Here is a 23,114-nt window from a genome sequence, read left to right as displayed (position 1 = left end):
CACAAACGCGAAGGGATGTGGGATATGATTTGGTTGATATCCGGTATAGGGCTGTGGATCTTTGCGCATCTGTATCAGCGGGTCCTCCCCGCCCACCGCGCCGCCTTGATCGAACGCTGGGGAGTAAAGCGGGTAAAGATCGCCATCGCCCTAGTCATTCTGATCAGCATTATCTTGATGACGATTGGCTATCTGCAATCGGAACTGATTTATCTGTATGCCCTGCCGGTATGGGTTTGGCATTTGAACAATGCAATGATGTTGATTGCGCTGTTTCTGATGGAAATTGGCCGCGTGCGCGGCGTGGTGCGCAGCAAGATACGGCACCCGATGTTGGTCGCTGTCATTCTGTGGTCCATTGCACATCTGCTGGTGAACGGGGATCTGCCCTCTGTCCTTCTATTTGGCGGTCTAGGCCTTTGGGCACTGGGTGAAATGGCATTGATCAACATCACTGAGGGGGCCTGGAAGCGCCCAGAACCCGGAAAGTGGATCAATGACCTGAAGATCCTAGCCGTTGCCAGTGTGATCTATGGCGTGGTTGTCGGTATTCACTATGGCTTGGATCACCCGGTCATCGCCCTTCTGTGGTGATCCGGGTTGGTGCGCGCACTTCTGAAGACCTAGAAGAATACAGCGTCCCTGCCGCCATCCTCTGGACAAGTAAGGGTTAGAAGGCTACTTACTCTGGCCCGGCTGATGGCTGGATCGGTTTGTGTTTCTAAGGATAATGACCATGGCAAGTGCCAACGACATTCGCGCCAAGTTTCTGGACTATTTCGGCCAGAATGGACACCGCATCGTAGACAGCTCACCCCTGGTGCCGCTGAATGATCCGACATTGATGTTCACCAATGCCGGTATGGTGCAGTTCAAGAATGTCTTCACCGGTCAGGAACATCGTGACTATGTCCGCGCGACCACCTCGCAAAAATGCGTGCGTGCCGGCGGCAAGCATAACGACCTGGAAAATGTCGGCTATACCGCCCGCCACCACACCTTCTTTGAGATGCTGGGCAATTTCTCCTTCGGGGATTATTTCAAGGATACAGCGATCGAATTGGCCTGGAATCTGGTGACCAAGGAATACGGCCTGCCGAAAGACAAGCTGCTGGTGACGGTCTATTCTGAAGACGATCAGGCCTTTGATCTGTGGAAGAAAATTGCTGGCCTGCCGGAAAGCAAAATCATCCGCATCCCGACCTCAGATAATTTCTGGCAGATGGGCGATACCGGCCCTTGTGGCCCCTGTTCCGAGATCTTCTTTGACCATGGCGACAAGATTCCAGGCGGCCCTCCCGGCAGCCCGGACGAAGACGGCGACCGGTTCATTGAAATCTGGAATCTGGTCTTCATGCAATATGAGCAGATCGAGCCCGGCAATCGCATTGCGCTTCCCAAACCCTCCATCGATACCGGCATGGGGCTGGAGCGGATTGCTGCGGTGCTGCAAGGCAAGCACAACAATTACGACATCGATACGATGCGCGCCATCATTCTGGCCGTGGCAGAAGCGACAGGCGTTGATCCAGATGGCCCGCAAAGCGCCAGCCACAAGGTGATCGCAGACCATTTGCGCGCCGCCTCTTTCCTGATCGCCGATGGCGTGCTGCCCTCCAATGAAGGGCGCGGTTATGTGCTGCGCCGGATCATGCGCCGTGGGATGCGTCACGCCCATATGCTGGGCGCGCAAGAACCGCTGATGTATCGATTGGTCCCGGTTCTGGTGAAACAGATGGGCGGTCATTTTGAAGAATTACGCCGCGCAGAGGCCTTGATTACAGAAACGCTAAAACTTGAAGAGTCGCGTTTTAAGAACACGTTAGATCGCGGCCTTAAACTTCTTGATGAAGAATTGGCAGATGTTCCAGAACAGGGCGAACTGTCCGGTCGTGTGGCCTTTACCCTGTATGACACCTATGGATTCCCGCTGGACCTGACCAAGGACATTCTGCGCGGTCAGGGCCGCAGCGTGGACGAGGCTGAATACACCGCCGCGATGGAAGAACAAAAGGCCAAGGCCCGCAAGGCCTGGTCCGGGTCCGGCGATGCCGCAACAGAAAGCGTCTGGTTCGACCTGCGCGACCAATTGGGGGCCACGGAATTCTTCGGTTATGAAACTGAAAAGGCTGAGGGCGTGATCACCGCCCTGGTCAAGGATGGCAAACCCGTCGATACTCTGGAAAAGGGAGATCAGGCGATCCTGATTGCCAACCAGACCCCGTTCTATGGCGAAAGTGGCGGTCAGATGGGCGATCAGGGAATGCTGAAAACCGCTGATGGTGCGGTGTTCAAAGTCACCGATACCCAGAAGAAGCTGGGCGATATGGTGCTGCATATCGGCACCCTGACCGAAGGCAGCCTGCACCGGGGCGATGCCCTGGAACTGCTGGTCGATGGGGAGCGCCGGTCCAAGCTGCGTGCCAACCATTCCGTGACCCATTTGGCCCATGAAGCATTGCGCCAGGTTCTGGGCGATCATGTAACTCAAAAAGGGTCCCAGGTGAATGCCGACGCCATGCGCTTCGATTTTGCTCATCCAAAGGGCTTGAGCCTGGAGGAAATTGATCAGGTAGAGCGTTTGGTCAATGCGCAAATCCGCATGAATGCCCCCGTCACCACCCGCCTGATGACACCTGACGAGGCCATTAAGGCCGGTGCCCTTGCCTTGTTTGGGGAAAAATATGGTGAAGAGGTTCGCGTCGTGTCTATGGGTGCGCCCAAAGACGATGCGTCCGGCCATGTCTATTCAACGGAACTGTGCGGCGGCACCCATGTGCGACGCACTGGCGATATCGCCTTGTTCAAGATCATCAGCGAAAGCGCGGTTGCCTCAGGCGTGCGGCGCATTGAATGCCTGACCGGGCAAGCGGCGCTTGATTATCTGGCAACCCAGGAAAGCCGGGTTAAATCCATCGCGGCGCAGATGAAGGTCAGCCCCGCCGATGTCACCGACCGCGTTGTCAGCCTGATGGAAGAGCGCAAGCGGCTGGAGCGAGAAGTATCAGAACTAACTCGCAAGCTAGCAGCAGGCGGAGGCGGCAACGGTACCCCGCAGGAAGCCAAGGAAATCGCAGGCATTAAATTTGCCAGCCGGGTTCTGGATGGGGTATCCCCCAAGGAATTGAAACCCCTGGCCGATCAGCTGAAAACGCAATTGGGATCTGGAATTGTGGCGGTGATCGCGGTGAATGATGGCAAAGCCTCCCTAGTGGTCGGTGTCACCGATGACCTGACGCAGCGCTTTGATGCCGTTTCGCTGGTACGTGCCGGGGCCGAGGCGATGGGCGGCAAAGGCGGCGGTGGACGCCCGGATATGGCACAAGCCGGTGGGCCAGATGGGGCCGCGGCGGCGACCGCTGTTGCTGCGATTGAGGCCGCACTGGGATAGACGCGCCCTCTGCTTTATGGCTTATTCCAACAGGCACAATACGCCATAACAGGCGCCAAATCCGAACCGGAAAATGGCATAGAGCAGGATGTCCAGGATCAGCATCGCCCCCAGAAACAAGACCACGGCCCGCCAGGTGATGCGCATGCGCCCTTTTCCCCGGCGTGATTGCGTTGCGCCAGGAGCAGCATGTCCCGCCAGTTTCCTGCGCTTCTGTTCTCCCATACCACACTCCCTTCCGTAGATGGCTAGATGAGCACGATCCAACTGGATTGGGAAAGCCCCGATGAAGAGACATGGCGTCACAGGATCACAGCCTGTGGCCGCAGCACTGCCTTTCAAAGCTGGTCCTGGGGCTCTGCCAGCATGGCGGTTGGCGATGCTAACGGGCTACGCCGCGCCTATATCTTAAAAAATGGTCGCCCGGTCGGTCTTCTGCAGGTCTTCGACCAAAAACGGCTGGGCCTGTTCACTTTGGGACAGATATTGCGGGGTCCGTTATTTTTTCACCCTGTCATGCCGGAAGATCGAATCGACGCCCTGCGCGCCGTGCAATCCCACTATTCTTTAAGCCGTCTTAAACGCCTATCGATTTTGCCGGAGCTACCAGATGGACCCGCAACACAGGTCCTACTCAGTGACTCTGGCTTTCATCAAGTCTTGCCAGAGTATGATACGGCCTGGTTGGATTTGAAGCAGCCTTTGGACAGTCTGCGCGCACGGTTTCGCCAGAATTTCCGCAACCAATTGCGCCGCGCAGAAGATCACGACATACGCTGTGCGATAGAAGAGGACCCCAGGCCCCTTCTCGCCCTCTACGATGCGCATCGGGCCAGCACAGGATATTCAGGACCCAGCGGGGCGATGCTGTCCAGCCTTCCCACGCAGGATGGCCTGTGTCTGCAGGCCTATGCCCCAGACAATCACTTATTAGCCGGGGTATTTTTCGTCCTGCATGGCGTGGCGGCCACCTATCAGGTGGGCTGGACATCACCAGAGGGGCGTGCCTGCCATGTCCATAATCTGCTGCTGTGGCGCGCCCTGCCCGCCTTGACCGATCTGGGCATCCGCCATCTTGATCTTGGAGGTCTTGATTGGAACAAGGCCCCTGGCGTTGCGCATTTTAAGACGGGTCTGGGTGGCGAGAGCTTTTCCCTGCCCGGCACTTTCGTGTAAAGAAGCCCAATCCTATTCCGTTGGAGACCTATCATGCCCTTCCCCGACCCGGCGAGCCTGAGCAAGGCAGAGCTAGAAACCGGCAGCCGTCTGGCCCCGAAATTTGATGCCAATGGCTTAATTGTGGTGATGACCGTCCATGCCGATACCGGCGAGGCGCTGATGGTCGCCTATATGAATGCTGAGGCGCTGGAACGTACCCTGGCGACGGGAGAGGCGCATTACTGGTCCCGCAGCCGTCAGGAGCTCTGGCACAAGGGCGCAACATCCGGACAGGTGCAAAAACTCGTCGAATTGCGGGTCGATTGCGATCAGGACGCCATCCTATTGCGCGTCATGCCCCAGGGCGATGGCGGATGCTGTCACGTTGGCTATCGCAGTTGCTTCTATCGCAACGCATCGACAGACGGCACATTAACAACAATTGATACCAAGCTGTGATCGCTATTCCGCAGCAGCAGGCGTCATTTTAGGCGCCACCGGGGTTTCTTCATCCGGCAGACGCGGCAGCAGCAGTGCCACCATCGTGACCAGAACGGCCAGAACGCTATAGGCTAGCAGCAGATCGGTGAACTCACCCGTCGAATGGCGCACTTGTGTGATCAGATACAGGCCCACTGGTCCGGCCCCGAAGGAGACAACGAATTTCGCCCCAAATACCAGGCCTTGATGGTTGGCCGGTGCAAAGCGCGACAGCATCATATTCTCCGCCGGCAAAATCGCCGTGCCCGCCATGGCCAACAGGACCGCCGCCAGCCCAAGCGGGATGCCGGAATATTCCGCCAGAACAAACAACAGGGGTGCCTGAAACAGCCACAGAAGCACATAGACCCGTTTCAGGTTATAGCGATCCGCCAGAACCCCGCCAACCAGCTGCATCGTCGCCCCAATGCCATAGACGACCCCAACTGCCGTCCCGACCAGACCGATCTGACCAGACAGCAGATCAACCATGCGTTCTTCAAACAGCTTGGGCATAATGTTCTGCACAGTATTGTATATCAGCCCCAACATGCACATCGGGATCATCATCAGGGCGACGGCTTTCAAATTTCCCGCTGCGCTGGCTTTGCTGGTGCGGTTCGCGGCAACTTTCGCCCCTTCTGCAATCCAACCGGTGCGCAGGGCATAAAACATCGCAATGCCAATCGACAGGCAGATAACGCCTGGAATGACAAAGGCTCCGCGCCAGCCAAAAATTTCAATGATCCAGCCGGTCAGCATCGCGGCTCCGGCTGCGCCCATACCGCCAAATATACCATTAAAGGCCAACCGCATACCGGTCTTGCCCTCGCTGGTCTTGATCACCCAGGGAATGCCGACCGGGTGGTAGATCGCACCAAACAGGCCCAGGCCGCCCAGAAAGATCATCAGGGCGGTCTGTGTCTCGACAAAACCACACAAGATCGTGGACAGGCCCATGCCCAGAAACATAACAACCAGCATGCCCGGACTGGACCAGCGATCCGCCAGCCGCCCCGCCGGCAGGGCGCAGAACCCGATCAGCATGGCGGCCGGAAACCAAAGCTGCATCAGCGCCTCATAAGGCGTCTGCCAATCCCGCTCTATCGCCAGAACGATGGTAAAATACATCGCGGCAAAATAGTGGAACAGAAAATGCCCAGCGTTGGAGAAACCCGCAGCCAGCTTTGGGGATGGTGTCGACATACCGAAATCCAAAGAATTTCACGAGAGTACAGTCATCGCATCATTCACGAGTTTGCTCAACCATAAGGACCTGCACAAAACCTATGAAATCCCAGACCAGATTGCCCCCACGCACCATTCGCACCCGCCGCCCTGGCTCCCGGATCACGTCCGGGATGACGGTATTTCGAGACAAACGACCCCTCACCCTGAGGAGCGTAGCGTCTCGAAGGGGGAGCCCGCTGGAAGCACCCGCCTTACAGCCCCTCCTTCGAGACGGCGCTACCGCGCCTCCTCAGGATGAGAATGGGACCTCCCCTCACCGTCATACCCGCGAAGGCGGGTATCCAGAGCCACAAGCACCAGTCGCGCCTGCCGCCCTGGACCCCGGATCAGGTCCGGGGTGACGATGTGTCAACAAACGCGCCCTCACCCTGAGGAGCGCAGCGTCTCGAAGGGTGAGCCCACTGGAAGCACCGGACTTACAGCCCCTCCTTCGAGACGGCGCGAATGCGCCTCCTCAGGATGAGAATGGCTCCCCCCCCCGTCATACCCGCGCAGGCGGGTATCCAGGGCCACACGCATAAATCGCGCCTGCCGCCCTGGACCCCGGATCAGGTCCGGGGTGACGATGTGTCAACAAATGTACACTCACCCTGAGGAGCGCAGCGTCTCGAAGGGGGAGCCCGCTGGAAGCACCGGACTTACAGCCCCTCCTTCGAGACGGCGCTACCGCGCCTCCTCAGGATGAGAATGGGACCCTACATCCCCGTCATACTCGCGCAGGCGGGTATCCAGGGCCACACGCACAAATCGCACCTGCCGCCCTGGATCCCGGATCAAGTCCGGGATGACGATGTATCAGACAAACGACCCCTCACCCTGAGGAGCGCAGCGTCTCGAAGGGGGAGCCCTCTGTAAGCACCGGACTTACAGCCCCTCCTTCGAGACAGCGCTATCGCGCCTCCTCAGGATGAGAATGGGGCGGAAGGTCAGACATGGCTCCCCATAACACACCATCCCCTCTGCGTCCTTCGCGCCTTCTCTGCGCTCTCTGCGTTTACTCTTCCCGTCCGGGAGGACGATGGTCTGTACCGTTCATCCCCACCAGACGGCTATTTGCCTTTCCAGACCGGTTTGCGTTTTTCTGCGAAGGCGCGGGCGCCTTCTAGTTGGTCTTCGGAATGATACAGCTTCTGGATGGTGGGCAGCTTTTCTTTATTCAGTTGGTCCAGGGCTTCCTGAAATCCCATGACTTCCGTGGCGCGCAGGGTTTCTTTGATCGCGGCGAACACCAGTGGCGGGCCTTCGGCCAGCAATTCTGCCTTTTCCCGTGCTCGCTCCATCAACTTATCGGCCGGCACGACTTCATTCACAAAGCCCCAGCGTGCCGCTTCCTCTGCATCCAGTACGCGCCCGGTAAACAACATTTCCATCGCCACATGATAGGGGATGCGGCGCGGCAGTTTGATCGTCGCGGCATCCGCAATCACGCCCGACCGGATTTCCGGCAGCGCGAAGGTCGCATGTTCTGCTGCGATAATGATGTCGCAGGACAGCATGATCTCAAAACCACCCCCGAAAGCGATGCCATTCACCGCAGCGATCACCGGTTTGTTCATGTCGGGCAGTTCCTGCAATCCGCCAAAACCGCCAACGCCATAATCAGATGAGGGAGCCTCCCCCTCTGCTGCGGCCTTCAAATCCCAGCCAGGGCAAAAAAACTTCTCCCCCGCGCCGGTCAGAATGGCACAGCGCAATTCCGGATCATCGCGATAGGCGGCAAAGACATCCCCCATGATCCGACTGGTCGCGGCATCGATTGCATTGGCCTTGGGGCGGTCCATTGTGACCTCCAGCACGCGGCCATTGCGATGGGTCTTGATTGGTTCTGACATTATTAGCTCCTCCCTTTAAGGTGCATCGACCCAACGTATCACGGCATCCACCGCCAACACACCCTGCCCCTGGGGCAGGACGATCAGCGGATTGATATCCATTTCCACCAGTCGATCCTTGTTTTCCTCAATGAACCGGGCAACCGCCATGATCGCGTCAATCAAGGCCTGACGATCCCCAGCAGGTTTACCCCGGAATCCAGCCAACAGCTTTGCGACCAGCAGGCGATCCAGCGCCCGTTCAACATCTGCCTGTGTCGCGGGCAACAGCAAGACTGTGGCATCCCCAATCAATTCCGCCAGAATACCGCCCGCACCGATCATCAGCATGGGGCCGATCTGGGGATCGCGGGTCATCCCTAAGATGATTTCGCAAACCGCATTCTGGGCCATCTTTTCTACGATGAAATGCGGGGCCAGCCCCTCCATACGGGTCACAGCGTCAGACACGGCCTGACCGTCGATCAAATTCAGGGCGACGCCGCCTGCCTCTGTCTTATGGGCCAGCGTCGCAGAACAGGCCTTGACCACGACAGGATAGCCCAGCGCATCTGCTGCCGCGACGGCCTCCGTCTCCGACGCAACCAGGACGCCTTGTGGCACCGAGAGTCCCTGGGCGGACAGAACCTTCTTGGCGCGCCACTCATCCAGCATGCGATCCTTGCCGCCGTTCAGGTCTGTATTGGGCAGTAATGGGGCTTGGTTCAGGGATCGACGACGGGCACCAGTGTACCAGGCCGCCACCTTAACGGCCTTCAGGGCATCATCAAACCCTTGCAGAGGTACAATGCCTGCGGCCAGGAAAGAGGCCTGAAGGCGGCGTGGCATGTTCTCGGACAGGCTGGACGCGACGATGGTCGGCCGCCCCGTCGCCGAGGCGGCGGCAATGATCGCCGCCTCGGCCTCTTTCCAACCGAATAGGTCCAACCCCTCCCGGAGTGGGGTATCCAGCGCCAGCAATCCGACATCGAAATCGTCAGCCAACGCAGCAGAGAAACACGCGGTCATAGAGGCCTGATTGCCCCAGATATAGGTGTGATAATCCAGTGGATTATCGATCACCACCTTATCCCCCAGAACGGCATTCAGTGCATTCTGCGCCGCACTGGAAAAGGCTGGCATGGGCAGACCGATCTGATAGGCGATATCGGCCATGATACCGGCCTCCCCGCCAGAACAGCTCATGGTCATCAGGCGATTGCCGGGTAGACCGGGAAACAGATGAAACAGCTTCAGATATTCTAAAAGCTGCGACAGCGACTCCGCCCGAACAACGGCCAGCCGATCGCACAACGCATTAAACGCAGCCGACGATCCAGTCATGGAACTGGTATGAGACAGCGCGACCCGGGCCGCCGCCTCCGAATTTCCGGTTTTCAGGACGACAACGGGAATGCCCTTGCGGGCAGCCTCCTGCGCCGCCTCACAAAAACCGGGGATGTCCCCAACGCTTTCCACGAACAGGCCAATTGCGGTAATTCGGTCGTCCCGCAACAGCGATTGCATAATCTGGGGAACGCCATCCTTCGCCTGATTGCCCAAGGCGGCCAATTGCGCGACGGGCACGCCACGCTCCTGCATCGACAGGCTGATCGCGACATTGCCGCTTTGGCTGACCAGGGCAACGCCGCGATCCAGTCGATGGCCGCCATGATCGTCGGGCCACAGGGCGACCCCTTCCAGATAATTCACCGTGCCATAACAGTTTGGCCCCAGCATGCCCATCGTACCCGCTGCTTCCAGCAAGCGCTTTTGCCGGTCCAGACCAACAGCGCCAGTTTCCGCAAAGCCGCTGGCATAGAGCACAACACCGCCCGCCCCCATGGCGGAGAGCTGTCGCACGGCCTCAATCGTTGGTTCTGCCGGGATCGCGATGAAGGTCGCATCCGGTGCTTCCGGCAAGTCATCCAGACTGGCAAGACTTGGAATGCCCGCCATGCTGGGTCGGGATTTACTGATCGGATAGATTTTACCGGGAAAGCCGATGCGCAGGCATTCCACGACACATTTTTCTGCTTCGCGCCCCCCGATCACCGCAATGCTGCGGGGGCGTAACAATCGGTCCAACCCTTGGGCCATGGTCTAAAATCCTCTAACCGCCGAGCGGGCGCAACAACGCGCGGGAGATGATATGCCGCTGAATCTCGCTGGTGCCTTCCCAGATCCGCTCAATACGGGCATCGCGCCAGATCCGCTCCAGGGGCAGTTCTGACATCACACCCATGCCGCCATGGATCTGGATGGCTTCATCCGCGATAAAGGCCAGGGCTTCGGTCGCCGACAGCTTTGCAATCGCAGCGTCCATGTCTTCCATGCAGTCATTGTCATATTTCCAGGCCGCCTCATAAGTCAGCAATTCTGCTGCCTTCAGCTTGGTCTTCATATCTGCCAATTTGAAGGAGACACCCTGAAATTTGGAAATCTTCTGGCCGAATTGTTCGCGGTTTGCCGCCCAGTCCAGCGCATGTTCCATCGCCCGGTCACAGCGCCCCAGACACAGGGAGGCCACCTGCAACCGTGTCGCGCCCAGCCAGTCATTGGCGACATCAAAGCCTTTATCAACCTCCCCCAGGACCTGGCTCTCCGGGATGCGGCAATCATCGAATTCCAGGATAAAATTGTGATAGCCCCGGTGGGAAACGTTGTTATAGCCAGGACGCATCACAAATCCAGGCGTGCCCTTGTCGACCAGGAAGGTCGTGATCTTCTTGCGCTTGCCACGGGCGCTGTCTTCTTCGCCGGTTGCCGCCATCAGGATCACGAAATCGGCCCAATCGGCATGGCTGATGAAATGCTTAACGCCATTGATGACGAAATCCGTACCATCCCGTTTGGCCGTGCATTTCATACCGCGCACATCGGACCCGGCGCCGGGTTCCGTCATTGCGAAACAATCCACCTTCTCTCCCCGGCAGGCGGGATACAGGTATTTTTCCCGCTGTTCCCCAACACAGGCCTGCAACACATTCGAGGGGCGATAAACTATATAATTCAGCGCCATACTGGCACGCCCTAAAGTGCGGTCCAACATGCACATGGTCAGTGTATCCAGCCCACCACCGCCGACATCTTCCGGCATATTGGCGGCATAGAGACCCAGTTCGATGGAACGTTGTTTGATCTGTTCCCCCAATTCCGGGCGTACCTTATCGGTCCGTTCAACCTCTTCCTCATAGGGATAGAGTTCTTCTTCGACAAACCGACGCGCGGTTTCGATGATCAGGGTCTGCTCTTCACTGACGCCAAAATCCATGGCTTACTTCCTCCCATATATGCATTTCAATCTGTCCCGCGCAGATGGGACTTAAAGCCCAATCATTCCCTACCGCCCTGGACCCCGGATCACGTCCGGGAAGACGGTGCATTAACAAAATGCCTCCTCACCCTGAGGAGCGCAGCGTCTCGAAGGGTGGGCCCTCTGAAAGCACCCTACTTACAGCCCCTCCTTCGAGACGGCGCTACCGCACCTCCTCAGGATGAGAATGAGACGGTTTGCACAAGTGGTCCAGGATGACAGGACTGTCACTGTGCATTCGCCTTACGGATGCGCAGCAGAACTTCGCCTGCCCCTTCGCGGTATTCAGACAAGGCCTCCATGATCGAAATCAGGCAATTATCGCGCAGCTTTTCCATCTCCGGGATGGTCGTGTTTGCCAATTGCTCATCGGTCCCCTCGACAACTGTATCGATCAGTTCATCTGTCAGTTCCGGGGCGACCAATTTGGTCCAGGGGAGCTTCAGGGCCGGGCCGAATTGGTGCATGAAATGGCGCATGCCCTCGTCCCCGCCTGCCAGGGCAAAGGTGCGGTTGACGCCCATGAAAGCCCAGCGCAGGCCGGGTCCATAGATAATTGCATCATCCATTTCCTGGGTCGTCGCATGGCCTTCAGCCAGCATATGCAGGTTTTCACGCCACAGGGCTTCCTGCAGACGGTCCGACAGGAACCCTTCAACTTCTGTGCGGCATTGGATCGGATGCATGCCGATGGATTCATAGAACGCCCCTGCCCGGGTTCTGTTTTCCATGCTGGTCTTCTTGCCGCCGACAATTTCGACCAGCGGCAACAGATAGACCGGATTGAACGGATGACCGACCAGAACCCGTTCCGGGTGCTTGCATTCCGCCTGAAAATCGCTGGGCAGCAGGCCGGAGGTTGAGGAGCAGATCAGTACATCAGACTCAGCCGCCGCATCGATCTGGCTGTGAATCTTGACCTTCAAATCCAGTCGTTCCGGCACGGATTCCTGAATCAGATCAGCAGCTTTCGCCACATCTTCAATGCTGGATGCCATCCGCAACCGATCCTGGGACGCTGTTTTGTGCAGGCCAACCTTGGTCAGGGCAGGCCAGGCATTGGCAACCTTGCCCCGAATAATCGCTTCAGCATTGGGCGCCGGGTCATAGGCAATCACGTCATAGCCATTGGCTAAGCACCGCGCAGCCCAACCGCCCCCGATGACACCGCCGCCAACCAGGCCAATCGTTTTAATCTCACGCATGATGGATATGCTCCTCAGACCAATTTCTTAAGGGAGAATTTTTCGCGGGCTTCCTGCGCGGTGCAGACTTTTGCGCCCATCAGCTCGATGATTTTGGCAGCCTTTTCCACAAGTTGTGCGTTGGTCGCCATGACACCGCGTTCCAGATACAGATTGTCTTCCAACCCGACCCGAACGTTACCACCCAACAGGACGGCCTGGGCCACCATTGGCATCTGCATGCGGCTGATCCCAAAACCCGACCAGTTGGCACCGGGGGGCATCATATCCGCCATCGCCTTCATTGCTGTTGTATTGGCTTCCGCGCCATAGGGAATACCCAAGCACAGCTGAAACAGCGGCGGATCATCCAACAGGCCTTCCTGGTGCAACTGCTTTGCCAGCCACAGATGGCCCGTGTCGAAGACCTCGACTTCCGGCTTCACACCGATGTCCTTCATGCCTTGCGCCAGGGCGCGCAACATCGGGGGTGTATTGGTCATGATATAGTTACCATTGCCGAAATTCATTGTACCGCAGTCCAATGTGCAGATTTCCGGCAAACATTCCCGCACATGGTCCAAACGCTCTGACCAGGGCGCCATATCGGTGGCTGCATCATCAATCTTCATCGGATCTTCCGGCGGGCCCAGCGTCAGGTCCCCGCCCATTCCGGCAGTCAGGTTCAAGACCACATCGACGCCACTGTCGCGCACGCGGTCGCAGACTTCCTTGAATTTCGCGACGGACCGACAGGGAGTCCCATCGTCTTCACGCACATGGATGTGGACGATGGCCGCCCCGGCCTTTGCCGCTTCGATAGAGCTTTCGGCAATCTGCTTAGGTGTCTTGGGCAAATCAGGATTCTTGTCCTGGGTCGCGCCGGACCCGGTGACGGCACAGGTGATCACAACTTCAGTATTCATAACGGACATTGGGCTTTCGCCTCCCTTTGTTTCAGATCAGCCTTTGGCAATTGGATCGCAGCCTACGCTGCGGCAAAAGGTCTGCATATCAATTTCCGACTTGAGCATGATGATTTCCGACTTTATTTTGGGGGGATGTTCCATTTGCCCCCAAGTAACAAGACAGAGCGTATTGGCTTCCTGCTGCTGCCCAAGTTTTCCATGCTGGCGTTTTCGGCGATGCTGGACCCACTGCGTATGGCAAATTGGCTGTCAGATAAGCCCCTGTATGAATGGGTGTTGATTTCCCGTGATGGGGCCCCGGTTCAGGCCGCGAATGGGGTCAATGTGGGGGTGGATCATTCCCTCGCCTCCGCCCAGCGGCTGCCGACATTGATCGTTGTCGCCAGCTATGATCATGAAAAGCTAGCGACACCGGACATCCTGGCCTTGTTGCGTCGTTGGTCCAGTTTTGGCACGGCCCTGGGTGCGCTGGATAATGGTACCTTTATTCTAGCCAGCGCCGGGTTGCTGGACGGCTATCGCGCCACGGCCCATTGGGAGATGCTGGAAAGCCATATTGAGCATTTCCCGCGTGTCGCCTTCACCCAGGATCTGTTCGTCGTTGACCGGGATCGCTTTACGGCGGCAGGGGGCACATCCGGTCTGGATATGATGTTAAGCCTGCTCCGTCACCGGCATGGGGAGGACCTGGCGACAAAGGCTGCTGACGAATTTGTCTATTCCCGTATCCGGGAACCCGGCGATTCGCAAAGGCTGGCATTGCGAGAGCGATTGCGCGGCTTTAACCCCCGCCTGATCCGTGCCATTGAAAAGATGGAGGCTGCATTGGAAGACCCCCGTCCCATGGCGGATTTTGCCAATGCAGCGGGCATTTCTCCCCGGGAATTAGAGCGTCAGTTCCGCAAATGGCTGAAGACGACGCCTGCTGCCTATTATCGGGGATTGCGACTTGACCGTTCCCGACATCTGTTGCGCCAGACCGACCTGCCCATTATCGAAATCGCGTTTCGCAGCGGGTTCAGTTCGGCTGCTCATTTCAGCCGCAGTTTCTCTGGCCGGTTTGGACACCCACCCAGCGCGGAGCGTCGCCCGCTGACGCCAAAACTGTAATCTCTTTCAATCGGATATGCGGCTTTGTAGACTGCGCCTGCTGTGGCCTGTGGAAAGGATCATTTTGTGCCTAATGAATTTACCTTTTGTCCAGTGATCCTGTCCGGTGGGTCCGGCACACGCCTGTGGCCCCTGTCGCGGCGCACCTATCCAAAGCAATTGCTGCCTTTGATCGGGGGGGGATCCTTACTGCAACAAACCGCCCAGCGATTGGCGCGCCTGCCCGATAGCAGCGATCCCATCGTTATCGCCAATGATGACCACCGCTTTCTGATCCGTCAGCAATTGACAGAAATTGGTGTTACGCCCTCCCCCCTGATTCTGGAGCCGGTGGGTCGCAACACGGCCCCCGCTGTCGCCCTGGCATGTCATGCAGCGTTGCAGCGCGCGGCGGATCCTATCCTTGGGATATTCCCGTCTGATCATCATATAGCCAACGATGCCGCCTTTCAGAGTGCCGTTGCAACGGCCATTCATGGGGCCAGTGCCGGTTACATCGTCACCTTTTCCATCACGCCAACCCGTCCTGAGACGGGATATGGCTATATCCGGCATGGTGATCCTGTATCGGACCTGCCCGGTGTTGAAACAGTCGCCGCCTTTGTGGAGAAGCCCGATGCCGTCACTGCACAGCGTTATCTGGATACCGGCAATTATGGTTGGAACAGTGGCATGTTCATGTTTCGCGCTTCGGTTATGCTGAAGGCATTGGAAGCCTTCGCGCCCGATGTGCTGACCCATTCGCAGGCGGCGCTTGCCAATGCTTCCCTGGATCTTGGCTTCACGCGACTGGATGCAGCGGCCTTCGCTGCCAGCCCCTCCATCGCGATTGACGTCGCTGTCATGGAAAAAACTGATCAGGCGGCCACAGTTGCCGCCGATATGGGCTGGAGCGACCTTGGCTCCTGGGAAGCATTGCATGGCTTTGCCGACAAGGATTCCAATGGCAATGCACTGCAGGGCAAGGTGCAATTGCGCGATACCAGAAACAGCTATTTCCGATCCGACGATGGCCGCCTGCTGACCGGTATAGGTGTTGAGGATATGATCGTGGTTTCGACCGCAGATGCCGTTCTGGTCGCGCCTCTGGCCCGGGCTGGAGAGGTGAAAGACCTGGTATCAGACCTGTCCGCCCTGAACGCGCCTGAAGCTGATTTGCATCGCAAAGTGTCGCGCCCCTGGGGGACATATCAGGATATCGACCGGGATGACGGCTTTCGCGCAAAGCGCATCGTGGTGCATCCAGGCGGCCGCCTGTCGCTGCAGCGTCACCGCCAACGATCCGAACATTGGGTCGTTGTCAAAGGCACAGCCCATGTCACCATAGACGGGGTAGAAACCGTCCTGACCAGAAATCAAAGCACCTATGTCAGCATCGGCGCGACGCATCGCCTGGAAAACAAAAGCAACGAACCCCTGCATCTGATCGAAGTGCAGGTCGGTGATTATGTGGAAGAGAATGATATTGAGCGGCTGGACGATGTCTATGGGCGCACGACTTAACGCTTGTCGTAGTATCCAGCGCGCACCGTTGCCCCGATGAAGTTGCACACCAGACGCTCCGCATGGGCCATGGTCAGCTTGCCCACATCATAGCTGGGTGTCATTTCCACCAGATCCATCCCCAGAACCCGGCCCTTATTAACCAGACCATGGATCAGATCATAGGTCTGTAACCAGGTCAGCCCACCCGGTGTCGGGGCCAGCACACCCGGCATGATGGTCGGGTCCAATCCATCGGCATCGATCGTCAGATAATAGGGACCGCCATCGGGAATGCGGTCCAGTACGGCCGGAATTCCCATAGCATGCATTTCATAGGCCGTGATCAGATCCGCGCCATAGGCCCGGGCATCGTCGATTTCCTGCTGTCTGGCGCTGCCAATACCCCGCATGCCAATCTGAATGATCTTATCGATCCAGGGTAATTCTGAGGCACGGCGGATCGGGCTGGAATAGCCATCATGCTCGCCGTTCACCTCGTCCCGCCAATCCAGATGCGCATCGATATGCACCAGGGTGATCTTGTCGTGACCTGTGGCATCCAAGGCCCGCATGACCGGGATGGGAATGCCGTGATCCCCGCCGATCACGATGGGTGTGGCCCCCGCTTTTAGGATCTTTCGGACGGCAGCCTCTGCCCGCTGGTAATGAATTTTGGGATCACTCATCTCCGCCGTGACATTGCCGCAATCAACCAGCCGCACCGGGCGGCCATCCAGCAACGGCCCACCCAGATCCCAATCGTAATGGGTCAATGTATAGCTGGAATCAAAAATCCCATGGCGGCGCAGCGCATCCGGGGCCAGGCATTGATCATTAATCCGTGCCTGCATGCTGTAGGGCATCCCATAGGGAATCCCCAACAGCGCCACATCCGCGACCAAGCCGTCCAGATCCCCCGCAAAGGGCAAATCCAGAAAGGTTCGGGTCAGACCCGACGGCGGCTCGGTCAGCGGTGTGTCGTCCATCATCAGATATCCGCGTAAACGTGGGTTTCCGCCTTGCCACCCGGATGGGTCACAGCGCCTTTTACAGCAGGCCCGACAGTTTGCGCGAATTTCCACAAGGCGCCTGATTGATAATCATGGGCCCGCGGCTTCCAGTCCTTGCGGCGTTCTTCCAACTGGTCCTCTGTCAGGTCGACTTCCATCGTTCCTGCGACGGCGTCCAGGCTGATGATATCGCCATCGCGCACCAGACCAATCGGCCCGCCCACAGCGGCTTCCGGCCCGACATGCCCAACGCAGAAGCCCCGCGTCGCGCCAGAGAACCGGCCATCGGTGATCAGGGCAACCTTGTCACCCATTCCCTGGCCATACAAAGCTGCCGTGGTGGCCAGCATTTCGCGCATGCCTGGGCCACCCTTCGGCCCTTCGTAGCGGATGACCAGAACCTCACCCTCTTTATATTTGCGCTCTGCCACCGCAGCGTAAGCCTCTTCCTCGCTGTCGAAACAGCGGGCAGGACCGGAGAATTTCTGGTTCTTCATCCCAGCAACCTTCACGATCGCGCCTTCCGGTGCCAAATTCCCGCGCAGGCCGACAACGCCGCCTGTTTTGGTAAGGGGATTGTCGGTCGTGCGCACAATGTCCTGATCCGTCGGGAACACGACATCGGCCAGGTTTTCCGCAATCGTCTTGCCAGTCACCGTAATGCAGTCGCCATGCAGATAACCACCATCCAGCAACGCCTTCATGATGATTTCCACACCGCCGATTTCGAACAGGTCCTTGGCAACATATTTCCCGCCCGGTTTCAGATCAGCGATATAGGGGGTGGATTTGAAGATTTCGGTCACATCATTCAAGTCAAAATCGATACCGCATTCATGGGCCATGGCTGGCAGGTGCAGCCCGGCATTGGTCGACCCGCCAGAGGCCGCAACCACGCGCGCGGCATTTTCCAGCGATTTGCGCGTAACGATGTCACGCGGGCGGATATTCTTTTCCAGGCAGTTCATCACCGCCTTACCCGATGCCTCACACCAGGCATCACGGCTTTCATAAGGGGCTGGCGCACCGGCTGATCCCGGCAGGGCCAGACCAATGGCTTCCGACACACAGGCCATGGTATTGGCGGTAAACTGTCCCCCGCACGACCCGGCGGACGGACAGGCCGCACATTCGATCCCATGCAATTCTTCCGCATCGATCTGACCCGATGAGAACTGACCTACGGCCTCAAACACATCCTGGACGGTCAGGTCACGGCCTTTATAACGGCCCGGCAGGATCGACCCGCCATAGATAAAGACAGACGGGACGTTCAAGCGGATCATCGACATCATCATGCCCGGCAGCGATTTATCGCACCCGGCCAGGCCGACCAGCGCGTCATAGCAATGCCCGCGCATCGTCAATTCAACCGAGTCGGCAATCAAGTCCCGGCTGGGCAGAGAGGAGAACATGCCCGCATGACCCATCGCGATCCCATCGGTCACGGTGATTGTGGTGAACTCGCGCGGCGTGCCATTCGCGGCCTTCACGCCGGTCTTCACCGATTGCGCCTGACGCGACAGCGAAATGTTACAGGGTGCGGCTTCGTTCCAGCAGGTTGCCACCCCTACAAAGGGTTGCGCAATTTCTTCTTCCGTCATGCCCATGGCATAGTAATAAGAGCGATGTGGCGCGCTGGACGGACCGACGGAGACATGGCGGCTGGGCAATTTTGATTTATCAAACGTCATTATTGTGCGTTTCCTCTTTTAAGCGATACGAAAGATCTATGCTGTTCTATCATCCCGAACCGATCTGGAAAACGGAAACGAAGGCACAGGATTTAAGAATATTACCAACTCTGTTTCATTTGGACCAAGCCATCATGCCTATAAATTAGGCAAACGATTAAAATATATGCATAATCAATGTTCAAAAATGCCTGTTTGCACCGTATAACAAATTGATATTACACTATATTTCTTATTCATGCGGCTTGGCACGGCAAGTGCTGTAACCGGTTAGAATGGACAGAGCCGCAGAGACTCTGCGACGTGTTACGCGTCGCTAATCATTGACGCTAGTTTTTGAGGGAACAGTGATGAAAAAAATCGAAGCGGTTATTAAGCCGTTCAAGTTGGACGAAGTGAAGGAAGCCCTGCATGAAGTTGGTATTCAGGGCATTACCGTCACGGAAGCCAAAGGGTTCGGCCGCCAAAAAGGGCATACGGAATTGTATCGCGGCGCAGAATATGTCGTGGACTTCCTGCCGAAAGTGAAATTGGAGATCATCATCGATGATGCATTGTGCGAACGAGCTGTCGAGGCGATCCAAAATGCGGCGAAGACCGGCCGCATCGGCGATGGAAAGATTTTCGTCTCCAGCATTGAAGAGGTCATCCGCATCCGCACCGGCGAAACCGGGTCGGAAGCAATCTAGCAATCCTGCCTGTCATACGGGGCGGTTTCCGCCGACCCGTATATCAGGCAGTTGGGTTTTCTTGGAACAATCAGACACAAATCGAGAGGAAAAACGATCATGTCCGATGCAGTGAAAAAAGTTATGGAAATGATCAAGGAAAACGACGTTCAGTACGTCGATTTCCGGTTTACGGATCCACGCGGCAAGTGGCAGCACACCGCCCAGCATGTCAGCACGATTAAAGAAAGCATCTTCAAAGACGGCATCATGTTCGATGGTTCGTCCATCGCCGGTTGGAAGGCAATCAACGAATCCGACATGATTTTGATGCCGGAACCTGAATCCGCCGTCATGGACCCCTTTGCTGTTCAGCCCCTGTTGATTCTTTTCTGTGACATTCTGGAACCGTCGACCGGCCAACCTTATGACCGCGACCCCCGCTCCACCGCCAAAAAAGGCCTGGCGTATATGGAAAGCGTCGGCATTGGCGACACGGCCTATTTTGGCCCTGAGGCAGAATTCTTTGTGTTCGACGATGTGAAATGGTCGATCAATATGGAGAAGATGTCCTACGAAATCGACTCGACCGAAGGCCCATACAATTCCGGTTCGGATTTTGAAGGCGGCAATCCGGGTCACCGCCCCGGCATCAAAGGTGGTTACTTCCCGGTACCCCCCGTTGACAGCGAAACCGATCTGCGTGCGGAAATGGTTACGACCATGCTGTCCATGGGCCTGGCGATGGAAAAGCACCACCATGAAGTGGCACCGTCCCAGCACGAATTGGGCATGAAGTACAACACGCTGGTGAAAACTGCTGACCAGATGCAGATCTACAAATACGTGACCCACATGGTCGCCCATCAATATGGCAAGACGGCGACTTTCATGCCCAAGCCAATTGTTGGCGATAACGGGTCTGGCATGCACACCCACCAGTCAATCTGGAAAGACGGTAAGAACATGTTTGCTGGCAGCGGCTATGCCGATCTGTCTGAAGAATGCCTGTTCTATATCGGGGGCATTATCAAACATGCCAAGGCCCTGAATGCCTTCACCAACCCGTCCACCAACAGCTACAAACGCCTGATCCCAGGGTTTGAAGCCCCTGTGCTGCTGGCCTATTCAGCGCGGAACCGCTCGGCATCCATTCGTATTCCGTACGAAGCCGGTGCAAACGGCAAACGCCTGGAAGCCCGCTTCCCAGACGCCATGGCCAACCCATACCTGGCCTTCACGGCCATGCTGATGGCGGGTCTGGACGGCATTCAGAACAAGATCCATCCGGGTGAGCCGATGGATAAAGACTTGTACGACCTGCCACCGGAAGAACTGCAAGACATCCCGACTGTTTGTGGCTCTCTGCGTGAAGCGCTGGAATCCCTGGACAAGGATCGGGCCTTCCTGAAGAAGGGCGATGTCTTCACCGATGACCAAATCGACAGCTATATTGCGCTGAAGATGGAAGATGTCTATCGCGTGGAACACACCACCCACCCGATGGAATTTGCGATGTACTATTCGGCGTAAGCTGATTATACGACAGGCGTAACGTCAGCGGCCCCGCCCCTTGTAAAAGAGGCGGGGCCGTTTCGTCTCCAGCATCATGCACCCGCATGAGCTGAAAGATATACCCGCATCATGCGCCCGCATGAGCGAAACAAATAACCGCATCATGCGCCCGCATGAGCTGGTCGGAATAGTGTTTGAACCAGGCCCCAGATCACGGTGTGGCAGTATCTTCCGAAACAACTTTCTCGCTACCAATATGATCACGCATGGTGCGTTCTGGTGGAAAATTGACCGTCACCTTTGTGCCGACACCCTCTTTACTGGTCAGCGTCAATGTGCCGCCGTGCAACTCTGTCAATTGTTTGGACAGGGACAAGCCAAGCCCCGTCCCTTCATGGGTTCGATAGGCATCTGATCTGGCCTGACCAAAGGGCTCCATGACCTTTTTGATATCCGATTGCGCAATGCCGATGCCGGTATCCGAAACCGTCACACACACCCCACCTTGCGGGTTACAGCCGGTTGCAATGACGACGCGCCCCCCCTTCACATTGTATTTCACGGCATTGGACAGCAAATTCAAGAAGACCTGTTTGATCAGCCGATCATCCGCCCATAAATGATTGGGGGACTCTTTGGTCTGCAAAGATATGCGCACCTTACTTCTGCCATTCTCCCCCCCAACCATCCGGATACATTCGTCCAGCAGAGTCTTAAGACAGACAGATTTTTCATACAGTTCCACGTGACCGGCATCGATTTTCGATAGATCCAGAATATCATTGATCAGTTGCAGCAAATGCTCCCCGGATCGTTTGATGTCATGAACATATTCCAGATAACGTGGGTGTTTCATCTCACCATATAACTCGCTGGTGATGACCTCTGAAAACCCAATTATCGAATTTAAAGGAGTGCGCAGCTCGTGGCTCATATGCGACAGGAACTGGGTCTTAGAGGCGCTGGCATGTTCTGCAGAGGTTTTCGCCAGTTCCAGTTCCCGACGTTCTTTGCGCTGCTCGGTAATATCTGAATACAACGTCACCATGCCCCCATCCGGCAGTGGGTTACTGTTAATTGAGACAACTGTGCCATTGGGCCTGGTTCGAGTTAACGCATATGCCTCAAATTTCTCCACTTTCGCCATTTCGCTGGCGACGAAACTTTCAACGTCCACATCCCCGTATTCCCCGCGCAAGGCATTAAACCGGATAAATTTTTCAAGGGGGTCCCCCTGATTAAACTGAGCTTGGGGAAATCCCATGAGGTCCAGAAACCTGGAATTGAAGGCGACCACCCTTAAGGTATGATCCAAAACGCTGATTCCGTCGGGAATGTTCTGCAACACAGTCGCCAACTGACGGGATTTTTCCGTCAGGCGCTCTCCCGAGCTGATGAAATTTTCAATTTCCATCAACAGCCGTCCCATAATCGCCGTAGCGATTGTACGAATGACCAACAGGACAACAATGGTTTGATCGAAATGGAACGGACCAGCATTTGGATTGAAAACAATCAACATCACAACGCCAAATACTTGTATAATCACACCAAAAATCAGGAACTGCGGAATACCCATTCCCAATATGCCGCGACGAACGCAAAGATGATAAACAACGCCAACTCCGGCACTAAAAAAAATGCCACAAACCCCTATAAACGCCCCCGGCCCGCCCAGCCAAAGACGATAAGCCGCAGCGATGAATGAGGATACAACAGCGACAATCGGACCACCGAACAGGCCGCCAAGGGACAGGACCACGGCCCGCGCATCGAAAATCAATCCTTGATGCACCTGAAGTGGCGACATTATCCCGACCACGGCAATGATGCCAAACAAGAGGCCCAAAGACAGCTTGCGCGTGATATATTTCCAGCGAGTCAGCCGCAGAACAAAGCTGTACAGAAGGCACATGGAAAAAAGCAGCGCCAACCCCTTAACCAGTTCAATCATCAAAGCAATGCGCTCCTAACATGTCCATGTAACACTGATAACCTGCTGATATAACTCAATATTACGGCGGGCGCCTAAAAATCCGGGCACATCAGCCACCTCCTCGGCCCTAAAAATGCGGCAAAATTAGTAATAAATGGTAAACAAAAGCTGAGTTT

18 protein-coding genes are annotated in these 23,114 nt (G+C 56.6%); 8 read left to right on the top strand and 10 right to left on the bottom strand.

What is annotated here, in order from left to right:
• Positions 1 to 24 precede the first annotated feature (24 nt).
• On the top strand, positions 25 to 594 hold the full coding sequence (locus tag ACOSDM_RS07155) for an NnrU family protein (protein WP_420723818.1): 570 nt from the start codon (positions 25 to 27) through the stop codon (positions 592 to 594).
• A 142-nt stretch (positions 595 to 736) separates the two neighbouring features.
• Entirely contained in the window at positions 737 to 3,391 is a 2,655-nt protein-coding gene (alaS, locus tag ACOSDM_RS07150) for an alanine--tRNA ligase (RefSeq protein ID WP_420723817.1), read from the top strand.
• A 21-nt stretch (positions 3,392 to 3,412) separates the two neighbouring features.
• On the opposite strand, the gene ACOSDM_RS07145 is transcribed toward alaS, so the two are convergent.
• Complete coding sequence (locus ACOSDM_RS07145) at positions 3,413 to 3,616, bottom strand: hypothetical protein (RefSeq protein WP_420723816.1); 204 nt, start codon at positions 3,614 to 3,616, stop codon at positions 3,413 to 3,415.
• Between the two features lie 27 nt (positions 3,617 to 3,643).
• On the opposite strand from ACOSDM_RS07145, the gene ACOSDM_RS07140 reads away from it, so the two are divergent.
• Both ACOSDM_RS07140 and hisI read left to right on the top strand, forming a co-directional pair.
• The gene (locus ACOSDM_RS07140; RefSeq protein ID WP_420723815.1) at positions 3,644 to 4,567 is read left to right on the top strand and encodes a GNAT family N-acetyltransferase; all 924 of its coding nucleotides are present in this window, start codon (positions 3,644 to 3,646) and stop codon (positions 4,565 to 4,567) included.
• Positions 4,568 to 4,600: 33 nt separating this feature from the next.
• Positions 4,601 to 5,008 (top strand): phosphoribosyl-AMP cyclohydrolase, encoded by a 408-nt coding sequence (gene hisI, locus ACOSDM_RS07135; protein ID WP_420723814.1) that lies wholly within the window; start codon positions 4,601 to 4,603, stop codon positions 5,006 to 5,008.
• A 3-nt stretch (positions 5,009 to 5,011) separates the two neighbouring features.
• Here the strand turns inward: hisI and ACOSDM_RS07130 are convergent, their stop codons facing one another.
• The 6 genes from ACOSDM_RS07130 to ACOSDM_RS07105 all read right to left on the bottom strand — a co-directional run bounded on the left by ACOSDM_RS07130 (position 5,012) and on the right by ACOSDM_RS07105 (position 13,526).
• Positions 5,012 to 6,235, bottom strand: coding sequence for an MFS transporter (locus ACOSDM_RS07130; protein WP_420723813.1), 1,224 nt, complete (start codon positions 6,233 to 6,235; stop codon positions 5,012 to 5,014).
• Positions 6,236 to 7,329: 1,094 nt separating this feature from the next.
• Positions 7,330 to 8,112, bottom strand: a complete 783-nt coding sequence (locus ACOSDM_RS07125) for a carnitinyl-CoA dehydratase (RefSeq protein ID WP_420723812.1) — start codon at positions 8,110 to 8,112, stop codon at positions 7,330 to 7,332.
• Between the two features lie 15 nt (positions 8,113 to 8,127).
• Positions 8,128 to 10,191 carry an acetate--CoA ligase family protein gene (locus ACOSDM_RS07120; RefSeq protein WP_420723811.1) on the bottom strand — a complete coding sequence of 688 codons (2,064 nt, stop codon included), beginning with the start codon at positions 10,189 to 10,191 and terminating at the stop codon, positions 8,128 to 8,130.
• 13 nt (positions 10,192 to 10,204) lie between these two features.
• On the bottom strand, positions 10,205 to 11,365 hold the full coding sequence (locus ACOSDM_RS07115; protein WP_420723810.1) for an acyl-CoA dehydrogenase family protein: 1,161 nt from the start codon (positions 11,363 to 11,365) through the stop codon (positions 10,205 to 10,207).
• 269 nt (positions 11,366 to 11,634) lie between these two features.
• Entirely contained in the window at positions 11,635 to 12,612 is a 978-nt protein-coding gene (locus ACOSDM_RS07110; RefSeq protein ID WP_420723809.1) for an L-carnitine dehydrogenase, read from the bottom strand.
• Between the two features lie 14 nt (positions 12,613 to 12,626).
• Positions 12,627 to 13,526: a 3-keto-5-aminohexanoate cleavage protein gene (locus ACOSDM_RS07105; protein WP_420723808.1), complete on the bottom strand. Its 900-nt coding sequence runs from the start codon at positions 13,524 to 13,526 to the stop codon at positions 12,627 to 12,629.
• A 135-nt stretch (positions 13,527 to 13,661) separates the two neighbouring features.
• Between ACOSDM_RS07105 and ACOSDM_RS07100 the strand changes: the two genes are divergently transcribed.
• A complete protein-coding gene (locus ACOSDM_RS07100) occupies positions 13,662 to 14,630 on the top strand; it encodes a GlxA family transcriptional regulator (RefSeq protein ID WP_420723807.1) in 969 nt (322 codons plus the stop codon).
• A 66-nt stretch (positions 14,631 to 14,696) separates the two neighbouring features.
• Positions 14,697 to 16,133: a mannose-1-phosphate guanylyltransferase/mannose-6-phosphate isomerase gene (locus tag ACOSDM_RS07095; RefSeq protein ID WP_420723806.1), complete on the top strand. Its 1,437-nt coding sequence runs from the start codon at positions 14,697 to 14,699 to the stop codon at positions 16,131 to 16,133.
• On the opposite strand, the gene ACOSDM_RS07090 is transcribed toward ACOSDM_RS07095, so the two are convergent.
• Both ACOSDM_RS07090 and ilvD read right to left on the bottom strand, forming a co-directional pair.
• Positions 16,130 to 17,104: an agmatinase gene (locus tag ACOSDM_RS07090; RefSeq protein WP_420723805.1), complete on the bottom strand. Its 975-nt coding sequence runs from the start codon at positions 17,102 to 17,104 to the stop codon at positions 16,130 to 16,132. The genes ACOSDM_RS07095 and ACOSDM_RS07090 overlap by 4 nt on opposite strands.
• Entirely contained in the window at positions 17,104 to 18,819 is a 1,716-nt protein-coding gene (ilvD, locus tag ACOSDM_RS07085) for a dihydroxy-acid dehydratase (RefSeq protein WP_420723804.1), read from the bottom strand. The genes ACOSDM_RS07090 and ilvD overlap by 1 nt, the downstream gene beginning before the upstream one ends.
• 350 nt (positions 18,820 to 19,169) lie before the next feature.
• Here ilvD and ACOSDM_RS07080 point away from each other — a divergent pair, with 350 nt between their 5' ends.
• Both ACOSDM_RS07080 and glnA read left to right on the top strand, forming a co-directional pair.
• On the top strand, positions 19,170 to 19,508 hold the full coding sequence (locus ACOSDM_RS07080; RefSeq protein ID WP_420723803.1) for a P-II family nitrogen regulator: 339 nt from the start codon (positions 19,170 to 19,172) through the stop codon (positions 19,506 to 19,508).
• 99 nt (positions 19,509 to 19,607) lie between these two features.
• Entirely contained in the window at positions 19,608 to 21,020 is a 1,413-nt protein-coding gene (gene glnA, locus ACOSDM_RS07075; RefSeq protein WP_420723802.1) for a type I glutamate--ammonia ligase, read from the top strand.
• Between the two features lie 193 nt (positions 21,021 to 21,213).
• On the opposite strand, the gene ACOSDM_RS07070 is transcribed toward glnA, so the two are convergent.
• Positions 21,214 to 22,956: a PAS-domain containing protein gene (locus ACOSDM_RS07070; protein WP_420723801.1), complete on the bottom strand. Its 1,743-nt coding sequence runs from the start codon at positions 22,954 to 22,956 to the stop codon at positions 21,214 to 21,216.
• Positions 22,957 to 23,114 lie beyond the last annotated feature (158 nt).

Source organism: Hwanghaeella sp. LZ110 (assembly GCF_048892525.1).
Lineage (GTDB): Bacteria > Pseudomonadota > Alphaproteobacteria > UBA8366 > Aestuariispiraceae > Pacificispira.
This window is presented reverse-complemented; position numbering and strand designations above follow the sequence as displayed.